At 75.0% G+C, this 24036-nt stretch carries 19 protein-coding genes and 1 riboswitch; of the genes, 12 read left to right on the forward strand and 7 right to left on the reverse strand.

Features of this window, described 5'->3' with window-relative positions; genetic code table 11:
• Nucleotides 1-341 precede the first annotated feature (341 nt).
• The gene (locus C4U44_RS22110) at nt 342-1517 is read left to right on the forward strand and encodes an acyl-CoA dehydrogenase family protein (RefSeq protein ID WP_103887696.1); all 1176 of its coding nucleotides are present in this window, start codon (nt 342-344) and stop codon (nt 1515-1517) included.
• Nucleotides 1518-1595: 78 nt separating this feature from the next.
• On the opposite strand, the gene C4U44_RS22115 is transcribed toward C4U44_RS22110, so the two are convergent.
• Nucleotides 1596-2177, reverse strand: a complete 582-nt coding sequence (locus tag C4U44_RS22115; protein WP_235032250.1) for a hypothetical protein — start codon at nt 2175-2177, stop codon at nt 1596-1598.
• Between the two features lie 310 nt (nt 2178-2487).
• On the opposite strand from C4U44_RS22115, the gene C4U44_RS22120 reads away from it, so the two are divergent.
• The 5 genes from C4U44_RS22120 (at nt 2488) to C4U44_RS22140 (ending at nt 9062) form a co-directional block, all read left to right on the forward strand.
• Nucleotides 2488-3729, forward strand: coding sequence for an FAD-binding protein (locus C4U44_RS22120; RefSeq protein WP_103887697.1), 1242 nt, complete (start codon nt 2488-2490; stop codon nt 3727-3729).
• Between the two features lie 50 nt (nt 3730-3779).
• Nucleotides 3780-4220: an Lrp/AsnC family transcriptional regulator gene (locus tag C4U44_RS22125; protein WP_103887698.1), complete on the forward strand. Its 441-nt coding sequence runs from the start codon at nt 3780-3782 to the stop codon at nt 4218-4220.
• Between the two features lie 63 nt (nt 4221-4283).
• On the forward strand, nt 4284-5948 hold the full coding sequence (locus C4U44_RS22130) for an amidohydrolase (protein WP_103887799.1): 1665 nt from the start codon (nt 4284-4286) through the stop codon (nt 5946-5948).
• 661 nt (nt 5949-6609) lie between these two features.
• Nucleotides 6610-8295, forward strand: coding sequence for an apolipoprotein N-acyltransferase (lnt, locus tag C4U44_RS22135; protein ID WP_407642872.1), 1686 nt, complete (start codon nt 6610-6612; stop codon nt 8293-8295).
• Complete coding sequence (locus C4U44_RS22140) at nt 8292-9062, forward strand: polyprenol monophosphomannose synthase (RefSeq protein ID WP_103887699.1); 771 nt, start codon at nt 8292-8294, stop codon at nt 9060-9062. The genes lnt and C4U44_RS22140 overlap by 4 nt, the downstream gene beginning before the upstream one ends.
• Nucleotides 9063-9092: 30 nt before the next feature.
• Here C4U44_RS22140 and C4U44_RS22145 read toward each other — a convergent pair whose 3' ends face one another.
• The gene (locus C4U44_RS22145; RefSeq protein WP_235032251.1) at nt 9093-9923 is read right to left on the reverse strand and encodes a DUF1345 domain-containing protein; all 831 of its coding nucleotides are present in this window, start codon (nt 9921-9923) and stop codon (nt 9093-9095) included.
• A gap of 90 nt (nt 9924-10013) precedes the next feature.
• On the opposite strand from C4U44_RS22145, the gene fxsA reads away from it, so the two are divergent.
• Entirely contained in the window at nt 10014-10571 is a 558-nt protein-coding gene (fxsA, locus tag C4U44_RS22150) for an FxsA family membrane protein (protein ID WP_103887701.1), read from the forward strand.
• 261 nt (nt 10572-10832) lie between these two features.
• On the opposite strand, the gene C4U44_RS22155 is transcribed toward fxsA, so the two are convergent.
• Together C4U44_RS22155 and yczE are read right to left on the reverse strand one after the other, a co-directional pair.
• Entirely contained in the window at nt 10833-11207 is a 375-nt protein-coding gene (locus C4U44_RS22155) for an RNA polymerase-binding protein RbpA (protein WP_031517570.1), read from the reverse strand.
• 256 nt (nt 11208-11463) lie between these two features.
• A complete protein-coding gene (gene yczE, locus C4U44_RS22160) occupies nt 11464-12162 on the reverse strand; it encodes a membrane protein YczE (protein WP_235032252.1) in 699 nt (232 codons plus the stop codon).
• Nucleotides 12163-12258: 96 nt separating this feature from the next.
• On the opposite strand from yczE, the gene yczR reads away from it, so the two are divergent.
• Both yczR and C4U44_RS22170 read left to right on the forward strand, forming a co-directional pair.
• Entirely contained in the window at nt 12259-13776 is a 1518-nt protein-coding gene (gene yczR / locus C4U44_RS22165; RefSeq protein ID WP_103887702.1) for a MocR-like transcription factor YczR, read from the forward strand.
• A 124-nt stretch (nt 13777-13900) separates the two neighbouring features.
• Complete coding sequence (locus C4U44_RS22170) at nt 13901-15172, forward strand: nucleotide disphospho-sugar-binding domain-containing protein (protein ID WP_103887703.1); 1272 nt, start codon at nt 13901-13903, stop codon at nt 15170-15172.
• A gap of 91 nt (nt 15173-15263) precedes the next feature.
• Here the strand turns inward: C4U44_RS22170 and C4U44_RS22175 are convergent, their stop codons facing one another.
• Both C4U44_RS22175 and C4U44_RS22180 read right to left on the reverse strand, forming a co-directional pair.
• A complete protein-coding gene (locus C4U44_RS22175; protein ID WP_103887704.1) occupies nt 15264-16922 on the reverse strand; it encodes a hypothetical protein in 1659 nt (552 codons plus the stop codon).
• Nucleotides 16923-17123: 201 nt separating this feature from the next.
• A complete protein-coding gene (locus tag C4U44_RS22180) occupies nt 17124-17318 on the reverse strand; it encodes a hypothetical protein (RefSeq protein WP_103887705.1) in 195 nt (64 codons plus the stop codon).
• A 316-nt stretch (nt 17319-17634) separates the two neighbouring features.
• Between C4U44_RS22180 and C4U44_RS22185 the strand changes: the two genes are divergently transcribed.
• From C4U44_RS22185 to C4U44_RS22195, 3 genes are all read left to right on the forward strand, one after another.
• Nucleotides 17635-18261: a nucleoside/nucleotide kinase family protein gene (locus C4U44_RS22185; protein WP_103887706.1), complete on the forward strand. Its 627-nt coding sequence runs from the start codon at nt 17635-17637 to the stop codon at nt 18259-18261.
• Nucleotides 18262-18471: 210 nt separating this feature from the next.
• Entirely contained in the window at nt 18472-19488 is a 1017-nt protein-coding gene (locus tag C4U44_RS22190; protein WP_103887707.1) for a GNAT family N-acetyltransferase, read from the forward strand.
• Nucleotides 19489-19847: 359 nt separating this feature from the next.
• Nucleotides 19848-20030: riboswitch (cyclic di-AMP (ydaO/yuaA leader) on the forward strand.
• 5 nt (nt 20031-20035) lie between these two features.
• Nucleotides 20036-20815, forward strand: a complete 780-nt coding sequence (locus C4U44_RS22195) for a M23 family metallopeptidase (protein WP_103887708.1) — start codon at nt 20036-20038, stop codon at nt 20813-20815.
• Between the two features lie 120 nt (nt 20816-20935).
• Here C4U44_RS22195 and C4U44_RS22200 read toward each other — a convergent pair whose 3' ends face one another.
• A complete protein-coding gene (locus C4U44_RS22200; protein ID WP_200823348.1) occupies nt 20936-23776 on the reverse strand; it encodes a helix-turn-helix transcriptional regulator in 2841 nt (946 codons plus the stop codon).
• Between the last annotated feature and the right edge of the window lie 260 nt (nt 23777-24036).

Raw genomic sequence — 24036 nt, forward strand, 5'->3', positions numbered from 1 at the left:
CGGCCAATACCCGTCGCCGACCGGTGGAATAGGAATACGCCGCGATACGCCGTCCATGAACGACGAACGTTTTCGGCGCTCCCGCCGGCCGGCCGCCGGACCCGTCGAACCGGAGGGCGCCGCGGACCGGGTGCCGACGGATGTCCGGAGGGTGCGCCCGGCGCGGATTCTCCCGTGACGGACGCGCCCGCATGCGGCATACTCCATCCGCCGGACCCGTTGATCACCGTTGCCGCAATCCGGCGTGGGAGATACCGACGGGAACGGGGTAGTTCTCACCGGACGGCTCCACCACACCCAGGCGAGGGGCCGCCGCCACCCCACAGGGAGGATGTGCCGCCATGCCCCAGCAAGGCCCGCCGCCGGTCGTTCGGCAGTTGCCCACCGACGAGGCCCGCTTCCTGCTCGATCTGACCCGTGACCTGGCCCGGCGCGAGATCGCGCCCGCCGCCGGCGACGAGGAGGAGGCTGGTCGCTTCCCGCGGGAGACCTTCGCCCTGATCGGCGCCTCCGGCCTGCTCGGCCTGCCCTACCCCGAGGAGTACGGCGGGGGCGGCCAGCCCTACGAGGTCTACCTCCAGGTGCTCGAGGAACTCGCCGCCGCCCGGCTGACGGTGGGGCTCGGCGTCAGCGTGCACACGCTGGCCAGCCACGCCGTCGCCACGTTCGGCAGCAAGCAGCAGCGCGCCGACCACCTGCCCGCGATGCTCGGCGGCGACCTGCTCGGCGCGTACTGCCTGTCCGAGCCGACCTCCGGATCGGACGCGGCGAGCCTGCGCACGAAGGCGGTGCGCCACGGCGACACCTGGACGATCGACGGCACCAAGGCCTGGATCACGCACGGCGGCGTCGCCGACTTCTACACGGTGCTGGCCCGCAGCGGCGGCGAGGGGGCGCACGGTATCTCCGCCTACCTCGTCCCCGGTGACGCGCCGGGCCTCAGCGCCGGGCCGCCCGAGCGGAAGATGGGCATGAAGGGCTCGCCGACCGCGCAGATGCACTTCGACGGGGTCGAAGTGTCCGACGACCGGCGGATCGGCGAGGAGGGCCAGGGCTTCGCCATCGCGCTGGCCGCGCTGGACGCCGGGCGGCTCGGTATCGCCGCGTGCGCGATCGGCGTGGCGCAGGCGGCACTGGACGCGGCGGTCGGCTACATGGGGCAGCGGCGCCAGTTCGGCCGGCCGATCGCCGACTTCCAGGGGCTGCGGTTCATGCTCGCCGACATGGCCAGCCGGGTCGAGGCGGGCCGCGCGCTGTACCTGACGGCGGCCCGACTGCGGGACGCGGGCGAGGAGTTCAGCGCGCACGCGGCCATGGCGAAGCTGTTCTGCACCGACAGCGCGATGCAGGTGGCGACCGACGCGGTGCAACTGCTCGGCGGCTACGGCTACACCGCGGACTTCCCGGTCGAGCGGTACATGCGCGAGGCGAAGGTGCTCCAGATCGTGGAGGGCACCAACCAGATCCAGCGGCTGGTGATCGCCCGTCACCTGGTGGGCCCGGAGATCCACGACTGATGCCGTAGTCCCGGGTGCGGCGGCCCGGCAGGGGCGGGCTGCACGCTGGGCCGCCCCGCCCGCCGCCGGTTCCGGTGGCTACGCCGCCAGCGGGCCGGCCTCGCGCGGGAGGGGGACGCGGATCGGCTGCGAGCCGGGTCCCCCCACGTGGGAGAACGGCTGCGTACGCCAGTCGAGCCCGGTGGGCAGCTTCGGGAGCACGGCAGCCGGCGGCTCGCCCGCGGCGGCGACCACCAGCGGCTCCAGCGGCCCCGCGTCGGCGACCGCGCGACCGGAACCGCCGCAGACGGTCAGGCCGAACGGCTGCCACGGGTTCGGGCACACCGCGTGCGAGGGCAGCACGACGTCGTCGCCGGTCACCGCGATCGGCCGGCCGCAGTCCGGGCAGGCCAGGCGGACGACGTCGGCCAGGTCCTCCTCGATGCCGTCGTCCTCGATGCCGTCGAGGTACTCGGGGCCGATCCGCCCGGCAGTGTCCTCGGCCGCCTCGGCGGTCTCCACGCCTTCGGTGTCCGCTGTGTCTCCGGCGTACCCGGCGTACCCGGCGTTCTCGGTGGCTTCCGGCGCGATGCCGGCCGGGGCGAGCACCAGGTCGCGGTCGGGCCGCTCGACGGCCGGCGACATCCGCACGCTGCGACTGTGGCGCACATGGTTCCGCATGCTGCGTTCCCCCTTGGGTGATGCCCTCCGTTGGGCCGGCCCGGCTTCACGCACGCGGCCATAGCGAGCACTTCCCGCCGCGCTACGCGGGTAATCGCGCCACCCGGAGTGCTCCGCGCGGTCGCGGTGTGGCCTTCGTCACATCCATCGCCGGGCCGGTCCATGCGCCCCCGCGGTGCGCCCCCACGCCCCCGTGACGCCTCCGAAGCGCCCCCGGGCGGTCGGCGGACCGACGCCTTATAGGGTGGCGAAAGGGCAGGACCAGCAGGGTTGTGCCGGCGGGAGAGCCGGCGGGCAGGAGTGGCACGGCATGCGGACCAACTGGGCGGGCAACCTCACCTTCGCCGCCGAGCGGGTACACCGCCCGGCCACGCTCGACGAGCTGCGCGCGCTCGTCTCCGGCGGCCGCCGGGTCAAGGCGCTCGGCAGCGGCCATTCCTTCAACGACGTCGCCGACACCGACGGCTACCTCGTCGAGCTGACCGCGCTGCCCGCCGAGATCGACATCGACAGCGCCGCCGGCACCGTCCGCGTCGCCGCCGGCGTGCGCTACGCCGAGCTGGCCGCGGAGCTGTACGCGCACGGCTTCGCGCTGCCCAACCTCGCCTCCCTGCCGCACATCTCGGTGGGCGGCTCGGTCGCCACCGGCACCCACGGCTCGGGCGACGCCAACGGTTCGCTCGCCACCTCCGTGGCCGCCCTCGACCTGGTCACGGCCGGCGGGGACACCCTCACCCTCAGCCGCGACAACGACGGGGACCGCTTCGAGGGGGCCGTCGTCGCGCTCGGCGCGCTCGGCATCGTCACCCACCTCACGCTCGACCTGCTGCCTGCCTTCCGGGTCCGGCAGACCGTCCGCACCGGCCTCGAACTCCCCGACGCGCTGGCCCACTTCGACACCCTCACCGGCGCCGCGCACAGCGTCAGCCTCTTCACCGACTGGCGCGCCGACCGCTTCACGCAGGTCTGGATCAAGCGCCTCGACGGCACGCCGGAGCCCGAACTGCCCTGGACCGTCCCCGCGCCCGGCCCGCTGCACCCGGTGCCCGGCGTCGACCCGGTGCACTGCACCCCGCAGGACGGCAGCGCCGGGCCCTGGCACGAGCGGCTGCCGCACTTCCGCCCCGACTTCACCCCCAGCAGCGGCGAGGAGCTCCAGTCCGAGTACCTCGTGCCGCGCGCCCACGCCACCGCCGCCCTCAGCGCCGTCGCGGCCCTGCGCGAGCACGTCGCGCCCGTCCTGCAGATCTGCGAGGTCCGCACCGTCGCCGCCGACCGGCTGTGGCTCAGCCCCGCGTACGGGCACGACACCGTCGCCCTGCACTTCACCTGGCACAAGGACCCGGCCGCCGTCACCCCGGTGCTCGGCCTGATCGAGGCCGCCCTCGCCCCGTACGAGGCCCGCCCGCACTGGGGCAAGCTCTCCACGACCGACCCCGACACCGTCCGCGGCCTCTACCCGCGGATGGCCGACTTCCAGGAGCTGGTCGCGGCCACCGACCCCGGCGGCACCTTCGGCAACGCCTTCCTGCGCCGGTTGCTGGTCCCGTGACCGGCGGTCCCGTGACCGCGACCCCGTTCGTGCCGGTAAGGTCATCGGCTGTGGAGGAGCTGGACCGGCACATCGTGGAGCTGCTCGTCGCCGACGGGCGGATGAGCTACACCGACCTGGGCAAGGCCACCGGCCTGTCCACCTCGGCCGTGCACCAGCGGGTGCGGCGGCTGGAGCAGCGCGGCGTCATCCGCGGCTACGCGGCCGTCATCGACCCCGAGGCGGTCGGCCTGTCGCTGACCGCGTTCATCTCGGTCAAGCCGTTCGACCCCAGCGCCCCCGACGACATCGCCGACCGGCTCGCCGAGGTGCCCGAGATCGAGGCCTGCCACAGCGTGGCCGGCGACGAGAACTACATCCTCAAGGTGCGGGTGTCCACGCCCATCGAGCTGGAGCACCTGCTCTCCCGCATCCGCTCGCTGGCGGGCGTCTCGACCCGCACCACCGTGGTCCTGTCCACCGCCTACGAGTCCAGGCCCCCCCGGATCTGAGCACGGTCCGCCCCGGGGGAGACTGGCGGTATGCACCAGCCCCCCGCCGCAGCGGTATCCGAGATGCCCGACCCGAACCCCCCGCACGACCCGGCCGACGACCGCGCCGGCCGCACCGTGCTGCTGCGCGGCGGGTTCGTCTACAGCCCCGCCGACCCCTTCGCGACCGCCATGGTCGTCGACGGCGACACGGTGGCCTGGGTCGGCTCGGAGGGCGCCGCGGACTCCTTCGCGGACGGCGTGGACCAGGTGGTCCGGCTGGAGGGCGCGCTGGTCACCCCCGCCTTCGTCGACGCCCACGTGCACACCACCTCCACCGGCCTCGCCCTGACCGGCCTGGACCTCGGCGCCGCGGACAGCCTGGCGGACGCGCTGGCCCGCACCGCGGCGTACGCGGCCGCGCACCCCGCCGACCGGGTGCTGCTCGGCCACGGCTGGGACGACACCCGCTGGTCCGAGGGCCGCCCGCCGACCCGCGCCGAGCTGGACCGGGCCGTCGGCGGCCGCCCGCTCTACCTCGCCCGCACCGACGTGCACTCCGCCGCCGTCACCACCGCTCTGCTGGACCTGGTCCCCGGCGCGGCCGGCCTGCCCGGCCACCACCCGACCGGCCCGGTCACCCGCGACGCCCACCACGCCGCCCGTGCGGCCGCCTACGCCGCGGTGACCCCCGCCCAGCGCGCCGCCGCCCAGCGGGCCGCGCTGCGGCACGCCGCCGCCCGCGGCATCGGCAGCGTGCACGAGTGCGCCGGCCCCGACATCTCCTCGCAGGACGACCTCACCGGGCTGCTCGCCCTGGCCGCCGCCGAACCCGGCCCCCGCGTGCACGCCTACTGGGCCGAGGCCGCGACCGGCCCCGCCGATCTGGAGCGGCTGCGCGACCTGGGCGCGATCGGCGCCGGCGGCGACCTCTTCGTCGACGGCTCGCTCGGCTCCCGCACCGCGGCGCTGCACGCCCCCTACTCCGACGACGCCGGCGGCGGCCATCTCGGCGTCACCTACCTCGACGCGGACACCATCGCCCGCCATCTGACCGTCTGCACCCTGGCGGGGGTCCAGGCGGGCTTCCACGCCATCGGGGACGCCGCGGTGGACGCCGTGGTCCAAGGAGTGCGCGCGGCGGCCTCCACGGCCGGCCTGGACCGCGTACGGGCCCTGCGGCACCGTGTGGAGCACGCCGAGTTGATGACCGAGGAGTCGATCGCCGCGTTCGCCGAGTTCGGCCTGATCGCGTCCGTGCAGCCCGCCTTCGACGCGGCCTGGGGCGGCGACGACGGCATGTACGCCGCGCGGCTCGGCCGCGAGCGGGCCCGCACCCTGAACCCGTACGCCGCGATGACCCGCGCCGGGGTGCCCCTGGTGCTGGGCTCCGACAGTCCCGTCACCCCCCTCGACCCGTGGGGGACCGTCCGCGCGGCCGCCTTCCACCGCACCCCCGCGCACCGGATCTCCGCGCGCGCCGCCTTCCACGCCCACACCCGCGGCGGCTGGCGCGCGATCGGCCGGGACGACGCCGGCGTGCTCGTCCCCGGGGCGCCCGCCGACTACGCCGTCTGGCAGGTGGGCGACCTCGTGGTCCAGACCCCTGACGAGCGGGTCGCCAACTGGTCCACCGACCCCCGCTCCGGCACGCCCGGGCTGCCCGATCTCACCCCGGGTGAGCCGCTGCCCACCGCATTGCGCACGGTCGTCGGCGGGCGAACGATCCATCGGCCGCCGAACGGGTGACCTGCACTTTCGTCGATGCGGCCGAACGGTGTGCGGACACACCGCGGCGGCGTGTCGCCGCCGCGCGGACGCCTCGCCACTGACCTGCTGATTTGTCGAAAGTCCGCAGGTCACGGGGCTGTTGACAGTGGCTGGTCGGGGGCGAGTAGGTTCGGCCACGTCCACCAAAGGACGTCGGACCGGGGGCTCTCCGCGGTTGCGTCGACCGCCGCTGGGCCATGGGGCGCCGCGCCGCACGCGCGGTGCAACTGGCAGCCAGGTCCAGCGTTCGCGGCGCGGAACGCGGGGGGAGTGCCGCCCGATCGGCAGGTGCGACCCGGGAAGGGCCCGGACGCCCAGTAGACAACGGCCTCGGTGCCGAGCCGCAGCCAGCGGTTCCCAGGTCGGCCCGAAGGGTGTCCGGGCCCGCTCCCGTTGCTGCCCCCGATTCTCCGGGGTGCCCGCTGAGCGCCGTAGGGGACGTTGCGTTCCGGTACTCCCGGCGCCCCTGGACGTGTGCGGCTCCTTCCGCCGGAGGGCCTGACAAGCCCGTCGCCGGCCGTGAGGTCCGGGAACCCGGGGGCTTCGAGCGGCCCGGGCGGACCCGCACTCGGCGCAGGCCCAGGAACAGGAGGTACCGTCACCTTCGTCAAATGTCCCGACCTGCAGGAAGGCCACGCCTGTGCGCCTGCGTCCGCCGAACGCCCCCGCGGCGCCCACCGGGGACACGACCGCCGCCGAAGTGACCGTCGTGCCGGTCGTGCCGGCGAGGCGCCGAGACCGGTGGAGGGCCACCGCCAGGGCCGCGGCACCGAGCAGTGCGGTGGCCGCCGCGTTCGGGCTGATGATGGCCGCCTCGTTCCCGCCGTACGGCGTGTGGCCGCTGTCGGTGGTGGCCGTGGCCGGCCTCGCGCTCGTGCTGGAGGGCCGCACGGTCCGCCAAGGGGCCTGGCTCGGCTTCGCCTTCGCGTTCCCGTTCTTCCTCTGGCTGCTGGTGTGGCTGCGCTCGGTGATCTGGCTCGCGGTGGTGGGCCTGTCCGCGATCGAGGCGCTGTACGTGGTGCTGATGGCCGCCCTGATGGTGGTGGCCCGCAAGCTGCCGTGGTGGCCGCTGTGGGCGGCCTGCCTGTGGGTGACCCAGGAACTGGTGCGCGACCGGCTGCCGTTCGGCGGTTTCCCGTGGGGACGGCTGGCGTTCGCGAACACCGGCTCGCCCTTCACACCGCTCGCCGCGCTCGGCGGCGCCCCGCTGGTGAGCTTCGCGGTGGCGCTCAGCGGCACCCTGCTGGCCGCGGCCGGGCTCGCCGCCCACCGCGCCTACCGCGCCCGCGCCGCGGGCCCGCGCGGCCGGACCCGGACCGTGCGCGGCGCGCTGCCCGCGGCCGGCGCTCTCGTGCTGTCCGCGGCCGTCCTGCTCTCCGGCCTGCTGGTGCCGATCCACACCAACGCGGTCGGCCACCTGAAGGTCGCCATCGTGCAGGGCAACGTCCAGCAGCCGGGCCTGCACTTCCTCGGCCGCCCGATGAAGATCCTCGACAACCACGTGCAGGCCACCCTCAAGCTCGCCGCCGACATCAAGGCCGGCAAGGTGGCCAAGCCCGACATCGTGCTGTGGCCGGAGAACTCCTCGGACCTGGACCCGTTCACCTACCCGCAGGCGTACGACAAGATCACCGAGGCCGTGCAGGCGGTCGGCGTGCCGGTGCTGGTCGGCGCCCTGGTCGACGGCCCGGACGCATCGCACGTGCAGAACGAGGGCATCGTCTGGGACCCGGTCACCGGCCCCGGCGCGCACTACACCAAGCAGCACCCGGTGCCGTTCGGCGAGTACGTGCCGTTCCGCAAGGAGCTGACCAAGGTCATCCCGATGCTCAACGAGATCCCGAAGGACTTCTACCCGGGCAAGAGCACCGGCGTGATGCAGATCGGCCCGGCCCGGCTCGGCGACGTGATCTGTTTCGAGGTCGCCTACGACGGCATCGTGCGCGACACGGTGAACTCCGGTGCCCGCGCCATCGTCGTGCAGACCAACAACGCCACCTACGGCCGCACCGGCCAGCCCGACCAGCAGCTGGCGATGTCCAAGCTGCGCGCGGTCGAGCACGGCCGGGCCGTGGTCACCGCCGCCACCAGCGGGATCAGCGCGGTCGTCGAGCCGGACGGGACGATCGAGAAGCGCAGCAAAGAGTTCACCCAACAGGTCATCAGTGCCGACATCCCGCTGCGCGACGAGAAGACCCTCGCGGACCGAGTTGGTGCGGCACCCGAGTGGGCACTCGCTATGGTGGGTCTCCTGTCCTGCGCGGCCGCCACCGCGATCGGCAGAATGGATCGCACCCGCATGGCGAAAGGGCAGAACCAGCAGTGAACGAGGACGAGCAGCGGAGCTTCGACCCCCTCGGCAAGGTCCTGGTCATCATCCCGACCTACAACGAGGCGGAGAACGTCCGGCCGATCGTCAAGCGGGTCCGGGCGTCGGTGCCTGAGGCGGACATCCTGATCGCCGACGACAACAGCCCGGACGGAACCGGCAAGCTCGCCGACGAACTGGCCGCCGACGACCCGCAGGTGCACGTGATGCACCGCAAGGGCAAGGAGGGGCTGGGCGCCGCCTACCTGGCCGGGTTCCGCTGGGGCATCGACCACGACTACGGCGTGCTCGTCGAGATGGACGCCGACGGGTCCCACCAGCCGGAGGAACTGCCGCGGCTGCTCACGGCGTTGAAGAGCGCGGACCTGGTGCTCGGTTCGCGCTGGATCCCCGGCGGCCGGGTGGTCAACTGGCCCAAGCACCGCGAGGTCCTCTCCCGGGGTGGCAGCACCTACTCGCGGCTCATGCTCGACGTTCCGATCCGCGATGTCACCGGCGGCTACCGGGCCTTCCGCCGGCAGACCCTGGAGAGCCTGGGCCTGGGCGACATCGCCTCGGCCGGGTACTGCTTCCAGGTCGACCTCGCCTGGCGCGCGGTCAAGGCCGGCTGCCACGTGGTGGAGGTGCCGATCACCTTCGTCGAGCGCGAGCGGGGCGACAGCAAGATGAGCCGCAACATCGTCGTCGAGGCGCTGTGGCGGGTCACCGCGTGGGGCGTCCGCTCCCGCGCGGGCAAGCTCTCCGGGCGCCGCCCGCTGCCGTAGCGGCGGTGCCGTCCGGCCCGCGGCGGGCGGTCAGTTGAGGATGTTGACCGCGCGCGCCACCACCAGCACCACGGTGATCAGCGACACCGCGGACTGCCCGAGCATGCACAGCTTCGCGTTCCGCGTCACGGGCAGCACGTCGGTCGGGCTGAACGCGGTGGAGTTGGTGAAGGACAGGTAGAAGTAGTCCAGGTAGGCCGGCTCCCAGTCCGGGGGCGCCAGCTCGGGGGACTGCAACTGGGGGAAGAGGAAGTCCGGTACGTCCCGCTCGCCGTGCGCGCGGGCCGCCGGGCCGCCTCGGTCCAGCTCCCAGTAGACCAGCGCGAAGATCACGATGTTGATCAGCCAGATCGCCCCGCCGGTGAGCAGCAGTTCCCCGGCCGCGGTGCGGTCGGTGCCCTCGACCAACCCGCGCACCAGCCGGATCACGGAGTACAGGTTGGCGCCGCCGATCGCCAGGGTCAGCACCAGGCTGAGCGTCCGGTACGCGCGCGAGCGGTGCTCGATGCGGTGCGGGTTGAGCGCGATCAGGCAGCCGAGCAGGGCCGCCTCCACGGCGGGCATCAGCACCTGGGGGTGGCCCGCCAGCCGCGCCGGCAGCGCGAGTTGGATCGCCATCACCACGAGCACCGAGAGGGTCGCCGCCCAGCGCGGTTCGCCCCGGGTGGCCCGGCGCCATGCCGGGGCGACCTCCTGCTCGGCCGCACCCAGTCGGGCGCGGGCCGGGGCCAGCAGCGCCTCGATGCGGCCGAGACGGGCGGCGAGGGTGTCGCCCTCGGGGGAGTGGCGGGGCGGTTCCGTGTGCGGCTCGTCCTGCGGCTCGTCGCGCGGTACGGGTGCGGGGGTCTCCTGGTGCGTCACGCCGGACATCGTCGCGGGCCGCGGGGGGAGCGGTCCACCGCTGAGGGAGCCCGGATCCGGGCTTTACCCGGACTTTGGCACACTTGAGATATGACGACGATGACACCGCCTCCGGTCCGGCCACGGCGACGCCGCTCGCGGGCCCGCACCGTGCTGACGATCGCGGTCGCGGTGTGGGCGGTGCTGGAGATCTGGCTGCTGACGGTGGTGGCCGGGGCGACCAACGGCTTCGTCGTGCTGCTGTGCATCCTGGCCGGATTCGTGCTGGGCGCCATCGCGGTGAAGCGGGCCGGGCGCAGCGCCTGGCGCAACCTCACGGCGGCCGTGAGCGCCCAGCAGCAGGGCACCCAGCCCGCCGCGCCGCAAGGCGGTGGCCGCACCGGCCTGGCCATGCTCGGCGGGCTGCTGCTGATCATCCCCGGGTTCATCTCCGACGCGGTCGCGCTGGTGCTGCTCTTTCCCCCGACCCGGGGGTTCATCGGGCGCCGGGTGGACCGCGCCCTCGGGATCCCCGCGGGTGGGTTGGGGCCGGGCGGGTTCCCGCCGGGGCCGGGTGGACCCGGCGGTTACGGCGGCCCCGGTGGTCCGAGTGCCCCCGGTTCCCCCTCGGACAAGGTCGTCCAGGGCGAGGTCATCCACCACGACTAGGTTCGCGGGACCCTCCGGAGTGCCCCGTTCTGCCCGTGACGGGACCTTGCGGTCCGCGGCGGCTTGTCGGGTAGTTCTCCCCCAGCCGCCAGGCTGGGGGAGAACTACCCGCGCAACCCGCCACCGGCAGGTGGTCCCGGAACCGGCGGACAGGGGCATCCCGGAGGGTCAGGGCGCGCCCATAGGAGCGCCCGGCGCGGAGGCTGCGCTCCGGCCGGGCGGGGGTTTTCGGGGCCCGCGGCCACGGACCCGATCCAGAATCTAAGCGGTCTTGCGGTTGTCGCGCGGATGCACCGCGATGTTCATCGCCCCGGAACGGAGGACGGCGAGCCGTTCGGCCAGCACTTCCTCCAGCTCTTCGAGCGTGCGCCGCTCCATGAGCATGTCCCAGTGTGTGCGCGCGGGCTTGGTGGTCTTCTCCTCGGGACCTTCTCCGTCCACCAGAAGCGCGGTCTGGCCGCAGGCGCGGCACTCCCACTCCGGCGGAATCTCGGCCTCAACCGAGAACGGCATCTCAAATCGATGGCCGTTCCGGCATGCGTACTCAACGGTCTGGCGCGGGGCCAGATCGATGCCGCGGTCGGTCTCGTAGCTGGTGGCCCCGAGTCGCGTGCCGCGGAGAGCTCGCTCACTCATGAATCGTGCCTCCCGGGCTTGGTCGCCCACAGGACAGGTGTCGCTGTCGTCGTCATCCGGTCAACGTCCGGTCGGCGGTGAAGATTCCCGTTGCGGGATATGCGTCGCCCGTCGTGTCGCCCCTGTTTGTACCCAGCAACGTCCCTTTTGTCACACTCAGCGGGATATGTCACCCACTGTCGTCGTATCTTTTGCGTGCAGTAGCGGTCAGGTCGCTGGGCCAACCGCGTACACTACCCGCCCGCACCCCTCAGGACTAAATCGTGTCCACCACCTGGTGTTCCGGCGCTTCCCGGCGAATGCTCCCGGATGGGGCCGTAGCGGCCGTACCGGCCGTGATCGGCGCAGGTCGGGTGGCGGGTGCGTCGGTGGGGGAGCCGAACACGCGCAGCAGGAAGAACTGGGCGAGCGGGCCGATGGACACCGCGTACAGCACCGTGCCGATCCCGACCCCGCCGCCGAGGGCGAAGCCGGCCGCCAGCACGGTCAGCTCGATGGCGGTGCGGATCAGCCGCAGCGAACGGCCGGTCCTGCGGTGCAGCCCGGTCATCAGACCGTCGCGGGGGCCGGGGCCGAAACGGGCCGAGATGTACAGGCCGGTCGCCACGCCGTTCAGCAGTACCGCGGCCACCATCAGCGGCGCCCGCAGCGCGAGCGCGGGCTCGTACGGCACCAGGGCCATCGTGGCGTCGATCGACAGGCCGACGAGCACGACGTTGGACACGGTGCCGAGGGCCGGGCGCTGCCGCAGCGGCCACCACAGCAGCAGGACGACCGCACCGACGACAATGGAGACCGTGCCGATGCTGATCCCGCTCAGCCGCGACAGGCCCTGGTGGAAGACGTCCCACGGGTCCAGGCCGAGCGAGGCGCGGATCAGCAGCGCGTCGCTCGCGCCGTACAGCGCGAGCCCGGCGTACAGACGGACGAGGCGGTGGATGATCGGACGGCGCACGGTGCCCCCCTGGCGGTCGAACGGATGCACATGCGATTCTGTGGCCTGTCAGCGGCTTTGTTCCACGGCCAATCCGGAAAGGGTGGACTGACTTCGATGCCTCAGTGGACCGCAACGGTCAGCGCGGCGCACCTGGCCCGGCTGCTCGCCCCCGGACCGGGAGGCGGCGGTGGCGCGGGCCGGAACGGTGGCAGCGCCAGCGGGCGGAAGCTGCCCGCCTACCGCAGCCTGGCCGACGGGGTGCGGCTGCTGGTGCTGGAAGGGCGGCTGCAGGTGGCCGCGCGGCTGCCTGCCGAGCGCGAACTCGCGCTGGCCCTCGGAGTGAGCCGGACCACCGTCGCGGCCGCGTACGAGGCGCTGCGGGCCGAGGGCTTCGCGCGGTCCCGGCGCGGGGCCGGAAGCTGGACCGCGATCCCCGAGGGGCACATCCTGCCCTCCCGCAGCCTCGAACCACTCCCGCCGGACGCCGCGGGCTCCGTGATCGACCTCGGCACCGCCGCGCTGCCCGCGCCCGAGCCGTGGCTGAGCCAGGCCATGCAGGGCGCCCTGGCCGAGCTGCCCGCGTACGCCGCGACCCACGGCGACTTCCCCGCCGGGCTGCCGGTGCTGCGGGAGGCCATCGCGGACCGCTACACCGCCCGCGGGGTGCCGACCATGCCCGAGCAGATCATGGTGACCACCGGCGCCATGGGGGCGATCGCGGCGACCGCCCGCCGCCTGGTCGGCTACGGCGAGCGCGTCGCGGTGGAGTCCCCCAGCTACGCCAACGTGCTGGAGCTCTTCCGCGAGACCGGCTCCCGGCTGGTGCCGGTGGTGCTGCGGGAGAAGCTGGGCGGCTGGGACATGGACCTGTGGCGGCGGGTGCTGCGGGACGCCGCGCCCCGGATGGTCTACGTGATGCCGGACTTCCACAACCCGACCGGCACGCTGGTCGGCGACGACGAGCGGCGCGAGCTGGTCGAGGCGGCCCGGGTGGCGGGTGCGACGGTGGTGGCGGACGAGACCATGGCCGAACTGGTGCTCGACGGCGAGGAGTCGGGGACGCGGCCGCTGGCGGCGTTCGACCGGGGCGGCACCGTGATGACCGTCGGCTCGGCCAGCAAGAGCGTGTGGGCGGGGCTGCGGATCGGCTGGGTGCGTTCCACGCCCGACGTGGTGCGCCGGCTCGTCTCCGCCCGCGCCTACCTCGACCTCGCCTCGCCCGTCGTCGACCAGCTCGCGGTCGCCTGGCTGATGCGCGGCGGCGGCTGGGAGCAGGCGCTCGCCTCCCGCCGGGCCCGCGCCCGGGAGTGCCGGGACGACCTCGCGGCGGCGCTGCGCGCGCACACGCCCGGCTGGGACTTCAGCGTGCCGCGCGGTGGGATGACGATGTGGGTGCGGACCGGTGACGTCTCCGGGTCCCGCCTGGCCGTCACGGGGGAGCGGCTCGGCGTCCGGGTGCCGGCCGGGCCCCGGTTCGGGGTCGACGGGGCCTTCGAGTCGTACGTGCGGATACCGTTCACGGTCAGCGGGGCCGCCGCCGAGGAGGCCGCGGCGCGGCTCGCGCAGGCGGCGGAGCTGGTGCGGTCCGGCGCGGCGCCCGACGGGGAGCCGACGGGGCTGTTCGTGGCCTGAACGGCCTTGCGGCCGTGGGGAGTTGCAAGATCGAACTTCCCGCGTGTCGGGAGAACCCGCGGCGCGTGTCCCGGCGTGTACTTCGGTGAGATCGGGTAACTCCTCGGATCCACGGAAGGTTTACATGTCAAAGATCATCGTGGCGGCGCCGCCCATCACCGGCGAGCTGGCTCCCCTGCTGGAACTCGCCCGCGGGCTCGCGGGTCGCGGCCACGACATCACCGTGCTCACCGGCAGCCGTTTTCGTGCCGCGGTCGAGGGCAGGGGGCTGGCCTTCTCGCCGCTGCCCGGCGACGCGGACTTCGACGACCGGCTCTTCGGCGACCGGCCGGGACGCGCGGAACTGGCGCCGGGGCCCGAGCAGCTCAACTTCGACTGGGTGCACGCTTTCGTCGACCCGATGCCGGAGCAGCACGCGGCCCTCCAGGACCTGCTGGCCGAGGACCCCGACCAGTACCTGGTCTGCAACGCGCTGTTCCTCGGCGCCGTGCCCACCGCGCTGGGCGTTCCCGGGCGGCGGCCGCGCCGCTGGGTCGCGGTCTCGGCGGTGCCGCTCGCTCTGAGCAGCGACGACACGACCTTCTTCGGGCCGGTGCCGGTCGGTCCGGGGGAGGACCGGAAGGCGGCCAACCGCGCGGCCAACGCGGGCTTCATGCAGGCGATGCAGCCGACCCAGGACCGGCTGAACGAGGTGCTGCGGGAGATGGGCGCGACGGAGACGTTCCCGCCGTTCGTCGACGGGATCATCACCGTGCCCGACGCGACCGCCGCGCTGACCGTGCCCGGCTTCGAGTTCGAACGCAGCGACGCCCCGGAGTCGTTGCGGCTGGTCGGGAACCTGACCCCGCAGCGCGACGCGGACTGGCGGCCGCCGGCGTGGTGGTCGGATCTGGACGGCTCGCGTCCCGTCGTCGTGGTGACCCAGGGGACCATGGCCAACCGGGACCTCTCCCAGCTCGTCGAGCCGGCACTGGCCGGCCTCGCCGACCTCGACGTCACGGTGGTGGCCGCGCTGGGCCGCGAGGTGGAGGCGCTGACGGTCCCGCTGCCGGCCAACGCGCGGGTCGCGGACTTCGTCCCGTTCGACGTCCTGCTGCCGAGGGCGGACGTATACATCACCAACGGGGGCGCCGGCGGCATCCATCAGGCGCTCGCCGCGGGTGTGCCGGTCATCGCCGCCGGTCTCACCGAGGACAAGCCCGCGAACGCCGCCCGGGTCGCCCACCACGGCCTCGGCATCGACCTGCGGACAGCGCCGCCCACCCCGGAGGCCGTGGCCGACGCCACCCGGCTGCTCCTGAAGGACGCCGGGATACGCGAGAACGTCCAGCGGCTCGCCCAAGTGCACGCCGCGCACGACGCCGTCGCCGAGATCGAGGAACTCGTCCACGGCTGAGCCCGGGCGGGCCGCCGCCCCGTGCCCGCGGGAACCGGGCACGGGGCGGTCGGCGGATCAGGGCGCCCGGAGCGGCCGGTCGCCCGTGGGATCAGCCGAGTTCGAGGTCGGCCACGGTGCGGACCACCGCGTCCTTGCGCAGGGTGACCGTCTCCGGCGTGGACTCGGCCGGCGCCGGCTCGGCGGCGGCCGGCGCGGCGTCGGGCGCGGGGCCGCCGTTCGACGGCAGCAGGGCGAGCACCGCCGCGCGCTGGGCCGCCGGCGTCTCCTCGTCGAACGGGTCGGGCGTGGCGGGCACCTGGAGCCGCAGCACGGGACCGGTGCCGAGCCGGGCGTAGCCGCGGCCGGGGGGCACCTCCCCGGCGGGCGTGGTGCGCTGCGGCGCCCCGAGGACGGCCTGCACGTGCTCGGGGGCCAGCGGCCCGAGCACCACCCGGGCCCGGGTCTGGGAGATCACCACCGGCGCCAGCGCCTCGGTCGCGTCGAGCTGGTCGGCCACCGCGACCGCGACGTTCGCGGTGCGGCCGTGCCGCAGCGGTACGTCGAGCAGCGCCTGCGGGTCGGGCCGGCCCTCGGCGAGGGCGAGTTGGGTGAGCGCGGTCGGCCGGTCGACGACGATCCACAGCGGCCGCCGCACGTCCTCGGCGACCGGGTTCCCGGCCTGCCGGGCCCGGTTCACCGCGATCAGCCGCCGCTCGGTCTCGTGCGCGGCCCACTCCAGCGTCGCCGACGCCCCGAGCAGGCCGTCCTCGACGGCGAGCACGCCAGGCCGCCCGGTCAGGCACGCGTACTCCCCGGTGCCGCTGCCGTCCACGACCACCACGTCGCCGTGCACCAGCGCCTGGAGCGCGATCGACCGCAGCAGGCTCGTCGTGCCGGTGCCGGGCTGGCCGAGCGCCAGCAGGTGGGGCTCGGTGGAGCGGGCACCGGTACGCCACACCACCGGCGGCGCGTCCCGGGTGGCCGGCTCCTGGCCGGCGCTTGCCGGGTCGTCGTCGTCCGCCGGCACCGCGACCGGCACCGTCCGCTGCACCGTGTCGGTGTCGGTGAAGCCGAGCACCGTCTCGCCCGGGGAGGTGACGAACCGCTGCGCGACGATGTCGGTCGGCAGCGGCGGCAGGGCGGTGAGGGTGAGGTGGTTCTCCTCCTCGTTCCAGTCGAAGCGGTACTCGCGGCCGCGGCCGGCCTTCGCGTGCAGCAACTGCTCCACCCGCGCACGGGAGTCCGCCTCGCCGTCGGTGAAGTAGGCCGGGTAGCGCAGGTGCAGCCGCACCAGCCGGCCGTCCTCGAACGCGTACGAGTCGAACGCCCGGTCCCAGCCGCCGTCGTGGGCGTACAGCGGCGCCGGGTCGCCCGCGTCCGACAGGTACGGCACCAGCGCCTCGTACAGCGACTGGAGGCGCACGCCTTCCGCCTCGCTCGGGCCGGTCGGCGCGGGTGCGGTGCGGTCCCGGCCCATCCACGCGGCCGACGCGATCAGCGCGATGACGCCGATGATCGGCCCGTACGGCATCATCGCCACGATCACGACGGCCGCGGCGGCCAGCAGCAGGGCCGGCCCGCGCCGGTCCTTGGGGGTGCGGCCCCACCACCCGCCGGCCCAGGACGCCTGCCTGCGCATGCCTCGGGCGATGGTGATGACGGGGTGCAGCACGTCGCTGGCGCCGTCGGCCGCGGTACGCGCCAGATCACGGCTGCGGACGAGCGCCGGTCGGGTGCTGAGGATGCTGGGGAGGGGACGCCTGGCCACGGGTTGCTCCATGGGTGGTTCGGGTGGGGGACGGCGCGGTCGGACGCCGATGCGCGGGGGGACACGCGCGGAGAGCCGCCGGGAACGCGGCTGGGGTGCAGCGGGAGCGGTGCGGGGAACGGGGTGCGGGCCCGGGAGCGGATCGACCGCTGCCGGGCCCGCGGTGGGGGGAGGGGCAGGAGTGGCCGTCGGAGGACGGCGCTAGATCTTGAGCCCGCCGATCAGGCTGGCCAGGCTCGCTCCGCCCGCCGTGATGCTGGGGGCGATGGCGGTGCCCGCGAGGTAGAACCCGAAGAGGGCGCAGACCACTCCGTGGGACACCTTCAGGCCGTCCTTGCGGAAGAACAGGAAGCAGATGACGCCGAGAAGCACGACGCCGGAGATGGACAGGATCATGGGGCTCTTCTCCTGAGGTGATGGGGACGGTCACCGTGAGTTCTTCCAGGCTCACAAAAAGTAATAGATCGCGCGCGGTGGCAAATGGGTGATTTGTAGACGATTTCCACCACGTGGGTGAGCCGGTGCGCCCCGCGCGGTGGGCCTGGCTGCGGATGCCGCGTGGATATGCCGCTCCCTCCGGCCCCTTCGCGGGAAGGGGCCGCCCCTGCCCCGCGGTGCGGCCGGCCCGCGCCGGTGGCGCAGTCACCTCGTCCGATCGGGTGACCGCGAGCCGCCGGGGTGACGCCCGGGACCGGTCCGGCAGGATGGCGGGGTGCAGCCGACCCCCATCTCCTGGCCCAAGCTCGCCGAGGCACTCGCCGGCCGGATCGCCGGCGGCCGGCCGCCCGGCCCCTGGTGGCGGGTCGCCGTGGACGGCGCCCCCGCCGCGCGCCCGGCCGACCTCGCCGACGCCGTCGCCGCCGCGCTGCCCGCCCTCGGCCGGCCCGTCCTGCGGGTCAGCGCCGACGGCTTCTGGCGCCCCGCCTCGCTCCGCCTGGAGTACGGCCACGAGGACGTCGACGCCTACTACCAGCTCTGGCTGGACACCGGGGCGCTGCGCCGCGAGGTGCTCGACCCGCTGGGACCCGGCGGCACCGGCCGCGCCCTGCCCTCGCTGCGCGATCCGGCCACCGACCGCTCCACCCGGGCCGACTACGTCGAACTCCCCCCCGGCGGCGTGCTGTTGCTCGACGGCCCGCTGCTGCTGGGGCAGGGACTGCCGCTCGACCTCACCGTCCACCTGCGGCTGTCCCCGGCCGCCCTGGCCCGGCGCACCCCGCCCGACGAGCGGTGGACCCTGCCCGCCTACGACCGCTACGCCCGGGAGGCGCTGCCCGAGGAGGCCGCGGACATCCTGGTCCGCGCGGACGACCCGGCGCACCCCGCGTGGACCGGGTGACGGGAGAAGCGCTGCGGGCCCGCCGGGACGTAGGGCGACGCGCGCGGGGCATCGGCCGCGGGGTGCCGCCCGCGGGCCCGCGGCGGGCCGAACACCCGCGCCCGAGCGCGGGTTTCGGGTGCTTGGCGGCACCCGTCCCGACCTGTCCCCGTCCCCCGCCGGGCCCGCCTTGCCCTGGGGCGGCGCCCACCGCTAGCGTCCACGAGCACCATGACTGTCGCCACCGCGCCGCTGACCCCTGAGCACATACCCCTCGCCGTCCAGCGGTACGACCGCTGGTTCGCCCGGGCCCGGCGCCCTCCTTCGCAGCGGTCCTGGCTCGCCGACGGTCCGGTGCGCGGCGAGGAACTGCTCGGCAAGCTCCATCAGCTCCCCGGGATCGAGGCCGTCCGCGCCCTCGACGGCGAAGGCGGTCTGATCGGTCACCTCGCGGCCGTCCCGCTGAACATCGCCCCCGACGACCCCGCCGCCCTGCGCAGCCACCCGCGCTCCGCGCTCGTCCCGCACGGCGGCCACGCGCTGCCCTCCGGCCGGGAGAGCGAGGTGCTGCGGGCGCTGTACGTACGCGTCGCCGAACGGCTCGTCGCCGACCGCCGGCTGGTGCACTACGTCGACGTGCCGGCCGGCGAGGTCGGCACCACGCCCTGGTCGGACCTCGGCTTCGGCCGGGAGCGGGTGCACGGCCTGATGGCGGTCAAGGCCCGCGGGCGGCAGCCGCGCGGGGTGGAGGGCCTGGCCATCCGCCGGGCCGGGCCCGGCGACCTGCCGCAGATCGGCCGGATGGCGGCCGAGTCGGCGCGGCGGCAGCGCGGCAGCGCGACGTTCCAGCCGCAGCCGGAGGGAGCGCTCGCGGCGCTGCGCGTGCACTACGCGGGCGCGCTCGCCGACACCCGGTGCGGCGCGTGGATCGCCTCCCGCCGCGGCGAGGAGATCGGCATGGTGCTCCTGGTGCCCGCCGAGCCCGACCCCGTCGTCCCCGCGTCCTGCGCCGAACTCGTCGAGGCGTACGTCGAACCCGCGTTCCGGGGCGAGGGGATCAGCCGGGTGCTCCTCGCCACCGCCCTGGCGTGGGCGTACGACGGCGGGCACCGCTACATGTCGGCGCGCTGGCCGTCCGCCTCGCCGCTCGCGGCCGGGCACTTCCCCGCGATCGGGTTCCGCCCGGTCGCCTACCGGCTCTCCCGCACGCTCGACGCCCGCCTCACGGGTGCCCCCGGCACGTACTGAGCCCGGTCCGGGTCGGCCGCGGCGGGGACGCGGTCGCCGCGTACGGCGATAACGGGGCAGAGCGGGACGAAGGGGACGACCGTGAGCGAGATCACCCGATCCGTACGGTTCGGGGTCGCCCGGTGTACGCACCGTCGCCGTTGCGGGCGATTCGTCATGGCCCGTGGTGGGCGGCGCACGCCAGGTGAGGGCCCGATGACGGACCCGCGCGGGCGCGGCCACATTCGGTGACCGCCGCACCCGGGTCGCGGAAGGGCGCCGTTTGCCCGCGCGGGAGGGCTTCCCCTACGTTCCGCTTCTGCGGGCGCGAGTCCGCTCCCCATCCGCCGGGCGGACCGCCGAGTCCTGCCACCGCCCGCTGTGCGGATCACCCGAACATCCGCATGGCAGGAGCGGGGGACCCAGGTAAGTCGCCGCCCGGAGCGAACCGCCGTACGACCGGCGCTCGCACACCCGGGCGGCTCGGGGTGAAGCCGCCGACCGCGGCCGGGCATCTCCTGCCCGAACCCGACAGCTCACCTCGCAGGCGTAGGAGAGGACATCCCCCATGCCCGCACACAACCGGCATCGCAGGACCCGGACCCGCAACACCCGCGGCCTGACCCGCCTGTACACCGCGGCCGCCGCCGGCGGCGCCGCCCTCGTCGTGCCGCTGGTCGCCGCGACCCACGCCGGCGCGGCCACTCCGGCCGCGAGCACGACCGTGGCCTCGACCACCTACAAGGTCGTCAAGGGCGACACGCTCGCCAAGATCGCGACCGCGCACCACGTCAAGGGCGGCTGGAAGCAGCTCTACCAGGACAACAAGTCCGTCATCGGCGCGAACCCCGGCCTGATCCACCCGGGCACCGTGCTGACCCTCGGCGCCCCCGCGAAGGCCGTGGTGAAGGCGAAGCCCGCCGCCGCGACCACCGCGTCGACGGGCTGGATGAAGCCGGTCGGCGACGCGGCCATCGGGACCGGTTACAAGGCGTCGGGCTCGCTGTGGTCCAGCGGCTCGCACACCGGCGTCGACTTCCTGGTCGGCACCGGCACCCCGGTGCACGTCGTGGCCGCCGGCACGGTCGTCTCGGCCGGGGCGGACGGCGCGTACGGCAACGACGTGATCGTCCGGCACGCCGACGGCAAGTACACCCTGTACGGGCACCTGTCGCAGACCCTGGTCAGTGCCGGCCAGTCCGTCACCGAGGGCCAGGAGATCGGCATCTCGGGCGCGACCGGCAACGTGACCGGCCCGCACCTCCACTTCGAGGTGCGCACCACGCCGTCCTACGGCTCGGACATCGACCCGGTCGCCTACATGGCCGGGCACGGCGTCACCATCTGACACCCGTGACAGGGGCGCCCGCGGGCGCCCGGCGTGCCCGTCCGGTCCACTCGACCTGGCGGGCACGCCCGCGCGTTCGGGCCGGACGCGCCGCACCTACCCACCCGACTGCAGCCGTACTCACCCGACCAGGGACGCCAGTTCACCGCGGGAGACGACGCCCAGCTTCGGATACGCCTTGTACAGGTGGTACCCGACCGTCCGCGGGCTGAGGAACAGCCGGGCGGCGATGTCCTTGTTCGACAGGCCCTCGGCGGCCAGCCGGACGATCTGCGACTCCTGCGGGGTCAGCCCGGCCTGCTCGGCGAGCGACCTCGTCTCCTGAGGGACCGTCACAGGCGCACCGGACGCGCCGAGTTCACCGCGGGCCCGATCGGCCCACGGACGCGCGCCGAGCCGCTCGAACACCTCCAGCGCGGCGCGCAGATGGCCGGCCGCCTCGCTCCTGCGCCGGGCCCGCCGCAGCCACTCCCCGTACAGCAGCTCGGTGCGGGCCGTCTCCAGCGCGCGCCGGTGCGGGTCGTGCCCGGCCAGCGCGGCGGTGAAGTACGCCTCCGCCTGCGCGTCGGGAGCCAGCAGGGCCCGGCAGCGGGCCACCACGGCGTCCGCCCAGCCCTGCCCGGCGCGCCGCGCCCACCGCTCGAACCGCGCGAACGGCTCGGCGGCGCGCGCGGGTTGGCCCACGCGTACCGCCGCCTCCACCAGGTCGGGCACGCTGCGGGTCGCGGAGATCTGGTGCCGCAGTGACGGGTCGGCGAGCAACTCCAGCCGTTCCAGGGCCGATCGGGCGCGGCCCAGGCCGAGTTCGAGCAGCCCCTGCGACCAGTACGCCCACGCGGCGCCCGGCGCGACCGGAGCACCCGGCGCGGCGGCCAGCGCCTCGGCGACCCGGCCGCGACAGACCTCCTCCTCGCCGCGCAGCGCCGCCACCTGCGCCAGCGCGCCGCTCAACTGGCTGACCCACTGGGCCTGCTGGGTGTCCCGGGAGATCCGCAGTCCCTCGGCCGCGGTGGCCAGGGCGTCGTCGAGCCGCGACTCGAAGATCTCCACCTCGGCGCGGAAGAACAGCACCGTCGCCAGCCGCCCCACCCCGCCGCTGTCCCGGCACTCCGCGGCGAGCGCGGCGGCCAGTTCGTACGACTCCGCGTCCTGCCCGCGTACCAGACCCGCCGCGCACAGCATCACCGTCTCCCGCGGGTCGGTCCGGCCCCCGGCGGCGGCCCGCACCGCGGCGGCGGCCTCCGGAACGGTGGCGGGCGGGGACGCTGAGTCGGCGTCGGCGTCGGCGTCAGTATCCGTGTCGGTGCCGGTGTCCGCTTCCGTGTCCGGGTGGGCCAGCGCTCCGGTCAGGAAGCCCGCGACGTGGCGGATCGGGGTGCCCGGGGGCAACTCCAGTGCCGCCAGCCGCCGTACGGTCGCGTCGACCTCGTCCGCGCCCAGGTACCAGGCGGTGTGCACCGCCTGCACCAGCATCCGCCCGGCCCGCTCGGGGTCGGCCGCGGCCGCCGCGCCGGCGCCCTCCAGCAGCATCCGGTGCGCGCCGGGGAACGCGCCCTGCCAGAAGTCCGCGAGCGCCCGTACGTACAGCGCCCGGGCGCGCACCACCGCCTCGGCGGCGGAGCCGGGCGGCAGCACCGGGCCCGCGGCGCGGGCGGCCTGCTCGGCGAAGTCCCTGGCCCGGGGCAGCTCGCCGGCCTCCGAGGCGGCCTCTGCCGCGAGCAGGAGCCGCCCGGCGCGCGCGGCGGCGTCGGTGCTCAGCCGGGCCGCGCGCTCGTAGGCGACCGAGGCGGCGGAGTGCCCGCTGCGCTCGCGGGCCCGGTGGGCGGTCGCCTCCAGGGCGGCGGCCACCTCCTCGTCCGGGCCGGTCGCGGCCATCGCCAGGTGCCAGGCGCGGTGGTCGGGGTCGTGCACCGGGTCGCACGCCTCCGCCAGGGCCCGGTGCGCTGCCAGCCGCTCCGGCAGCGCCGCCCGCTGGTGGATCGCGGCGCGCATCAAGGGGTGGCGGAACCGCAGCCGGTCCTCCTCGTCGACCAGCACGATCCCGGCGTCCTGCGCGGGTGGCAGGTCGTCCACACCGACGCCGAGCGCGGTGGCGGCCGCCAGGAGGATGTCGGGGTCGCCCGTGTGGTCCGCGGCGGCGATCAGCAGCAGCGTCCGGGTGCCGGGCGGCAGGTCGCCGACCCGGCCGTGGAAGGCGGCCTCCAGCCTGCTGGTCAGCGGCAGCACGTCGGCGACCGGGCCGGGACCGCCCGTGCCCGCCGCGCCGCCCGGGTCCAGGGTGAGCGGCAGTTCCAGCAGCGCCAGCGGGTTGCCCTGCGCCTCGGCCAGCACCCGGCGGCGTACGGCGGGGCCCAGGGCCGCGCCCCGCTCGGCCAGCAGAGCGCCGGCCGCCGCCTCGTCCAGCCCGCCCAGCCGCACCTCCGGCAGGCCCCGCGCGGCGAACGACCCCTCGCCGTCACGGGCCGCGAAGAGCATCACCACGCCCTCCGCGTCCAGCCGCCGGGCGGCGAAGGCCAGTGCGTCGGCGGACGCCCGGTCCAGCCACTGGGCGTCGTCCACGACGCACAGCAGCGGCCCGTCGCCCGCGTGACCCGACAGCAGCGACAGCACCGCGAGCCCCACGAACATCGGCTCGCCGGGGGTGCCCGCCGACAGCCCGAACGCCGCACGCAGCGCTCGCTGTTGCGGCTCCGGCACCGACCCGATCGCCCCCATCGCCCTGCGCAGCAGCAACTCCAGCCCGGCGTACGGGAGTTCGGCTTCGAACTCGACTCCGGAGCCGCGTACCACGGTCATGCCCGCGGGGGCCGGCGCGTTCGCCTGCCCGAGCGCGTGCGCGAGCAGCGCGGTCTTGCCGATCCCGGCCGGCCCGCGGACCACCAGCACCCCGCTGCGGCCCGCCCGCGCGCCGGCCAGCAGCGCCTCGACCGTGCCCGCCTCGGCTTCCCGTCCATGCAGCATGCGGTGCACGCTAACCGACGCCGGGCCCCTGTGGTGCCGTGTGCCGGCGGTTCCGGGACCACCTGCCGCCGGCCGCCCGCAGCGTTCTCCCCGTGGGGCGTCGCGGGGGAGGTGGCCTCGCGCGCCTCTTGGTCGGTGCGGCTCCTGCGTGCGCGCTGCGGCGGCCCGGGCCCTTGGGAGGCTATTCGCGCGCCTCGTGTGCTGAGGCTGTCCTGGCTTCTGGGCGATGGGCCTCGCGGGCCCTCTGGTGGGTGCGGCTG

This window comes from Actinacidiphila yanglinensis (genome assembly GCF_900107965.1).
Taxonomy (GTDB): domain Bacteria; phylum Actinomycetota; class Actinomycetes; order Streptomycetales; family Streptomycetaceae; genus Actinacidiphila; species Actinacidiphila yanglinensis.

What these genes read in the sequence shown, in the direction of transcription:
- C4U44_RS22110 (WP_103887696.1), top strand. Translation starts at nt 342, where the DNA reads ATGCCCCAGCAAGGCCCGCCGCCGGTCGTTCGGCAGTTGCCCACCGAC.
- C4U44_RS22115 (WP_235032250.1), bottom strand. Translation starts at nt 2,177, where the DNA reads ATGCGGAACCATGTGCGCCACAGTCGCAGCGTGCGGATGTCGCCGGCC.
- C4U44_RS22120 (WP_103887697.1), top strand. Translation starts at nt 2,488, where the DNA reads ATGCGGACCAACTGGGCGGGCAACCTCACCTTCGCCGCCGAGCGGGTA.
- C4U44_RS22130 (WP_103887799.1), top strand. Translation starts at nt 4,284, where the DNA reads ATGCCCGACCCGAACCCCCCGCACGACCCGGCCGACGACCGCGCCGGC.
- fxsA (WP_103887701.1), top strand. Translation starts at nt 10,014, where the DNA reads ATGACGACGATGACACCGCCTCCGGTCCGGCCACGGCGACGCCGCTCG.
- C4U44_RS22155 (WP_031517570.1), bottom strand. Translation starts at nt 11,207, where the DNA reads ATGAGTGAGCGAGCTCTCCGCGGCACGCGACTCGGGGCCACCAGCTAC.
- yczR (WP_103887702.1), top strand. Translation starts at nt 12,259, where the DNA reads ATGCCTCAGTGGACCGCAACGGTCAGCGCGGCGCACCTGGCCCGGCTG.
- C4U44_RS22170 (WP_103887703.1), top strand. Translation starts at nt 13,901, where the DNA reads ATGTCAAAGATCATCGTGGCGGCGCCGCCCATCACCGGCGAGCTGGCT.
- C4U44_RS22180 (WP_103887705.1), bottom strand. Translation starts at nt 17,318, where the DNA reads ATGATCCTGTCCATCTCCGGCGTCGTGCTTCTCGGCGTCATCTGCTTC.
- C4U44_RS22190 (WP_103887707.1), top strand. Translation starts at nt 18,472, where the DNA reads ATGACTGTCGCCACCGCGCCGCTGACCCCTGAGCACATACCCCTCGCC.
- C4U44_RS22195 (WP_103887708.1), top strand. Translation starts at nt 20,036, where the DNA reads ATGCCCGCACACAACCGGCATCGCAGGACCCGGACCCGCAACACCCGC.
- C4U44_RS22200 (WP_200823348.1), bottom strand. Translation starts at nt 23,776, where the DNA reads ATGCTGCATGGACGGGAAGCCGAGGCGGGCACGGTCGAGGCGCTGCTG.